General features: G+C 67.2%; 1 protein-coding gene. It reads right to left on the minus strand.

Annotated features, from left to right (window positions below):
• A partial coding sequence (locus tag AC1DRP_RS36750) for a DNA translocase FtsK (RefSeq protein WP_476771164.1) occupies positions 1-746 on the minus strand: 746 nt, incomplete at both ends.

Below are 746 nucleotides of genomic sequence, written 5' to 3' on the forward strand. Positions count from 1 at the left end.
GTGCGGGGGTCAGCCGGTAGAGGATCGACAGGATCATGGTGTTGATCGCGACCGACTTGCCCGAGCCGGTGGTGCCGGCGACGAGCAGATGCGGCATGCGGGCAAGATCGGCGATCACCGGCTCGCCGCCGATGGTCTTGCCGAGGCAAAGCGCCAGCTTGTGCTTGGTCGATTCGAAATCCTGGCTGGCGAGCAGCTCGCGCAGGAAGACGGTCTCGCGCTTGGCATTGGGCAGTTCGATGCCGATCGCGTTCTTGCCCTGGACGACGGCGACACGCGCCGAGATCGCGCTCATCGAGCGGGCGATGTCGTCGGCCAGCGAGATCACCCGCGACGACTTGATGCCCGGCGCCGGCTCAAGCTCGTACAGCGTCACGACCGGGCCGGGACAGGCCTGGACGATCTCGCCGCGTATGTTGAAATCCTCGAGCACCCCTTCGAGCAATCCCGCATTCTGCTGCAGGGTCTCGGTCGAGACCGCCGCCTCGGGCTGCGTCTTCGGCTCGGCAAGATAGCTCAGCGGCGGCAGCTCGAAGACGCCCGTCTGCATGAGGGGTGCGGGCGCAGGCAGCGCCTTGCGTCGTCTTGYCTGACGATCGACACCGGCAGGTTCGTCGGCCTCGCCATTCCGGGTTGGCTCAGGCTCGCTTTCCAGCTTGGCTGCAGGCAGAACGGCTTGCGCCACGCGGGGCTCGGCATGCGAGCGGCTTTCGCCGGACGCCTGCACACCGGGCGCGATGTCGCTC

This window comes from Allobosea sp. 01N443 (assembly GCF_056399325.1).